General features: G+C 50.8%; 1 protein-coding gene. It reads right to left on the bottom strand.

The window, feature by feature from the left end:
- A partial coding sequence (locus AC0QUY_RS42640; protein ID WP_475391731.1) for an acyltransferase family protein occupies nucleotides 1-754 on the bottom strand: 754 nt, incomplete at both ends.

Genomic DNA, 754 nt, shown 5'->3' with positions numbered 1-754 from the left:
CCCGCCGGCTTTCGGCTGGCTTTCAGTTTCATCCTCATTACCGCTTTCAGCTTGCGCTTTCTTATCGTCCTGCCGTTCTTCACTTTTATCAGCCGGCTGATCCGCCGAGGCGCTTGCCTCGTAGGATTTGGAATAGGCCTGATGCGGCTGTTTCTTTTCGTCGGCCAATCCCGACAGGCCTCCTGCAAAAATGAGGAGTGCGGCAAACATCAGTCCGATTGATATTTTGCTGGGAACGGAAGCGGTTTTCCATTCCGTGATCTTATCCAGAAAAACCCGGCTGACAAACGGTTTAAAACCGTCTTTTCGGATTGGCTTCTCGATAAAGCGATACGAAAGTTCCGCCAGAATAAACGTAACTGCGACTTTAATCGCAACATGCCAGTACACCGGATTTCCAATCTCTTGAACAGGCGTGCTCAGCACGATGACGGGATAGTGCCAAAGATAAATGCCGTACGACCTTTTCCCGATCCAGCGCAGCGGCTTCACGGAAAGGACAAAGCCCAGGAAGCTGCTCGGATGACTGACGCATGCAATCAAAATCGCTGCGATTATACTGATCAGAAGCATTCCGCCGTGATAAAGAAACGGGCTGAATTCATCGACAAAATAAATGCTCATCATAAGCAACGCGAAAGCGGCAAGCTCAGTTCCGTGCAACGCGTGCTTCAGGCTGCTTGGGAGCCTGTTCCCAGACAGTCTTTTCATCGGCCACACAAGGGCTAATGCACATCCGATCAACAGCTCGAAG

It is taken from the genome of Bradyrhizobium sp. WYCCWR15520 (assembly GCF_056174665.1).
Note: the sequence above shows the minus strand (reverse complement) of the source record. Positions and strands in the feature narration are given on the sequence as shown.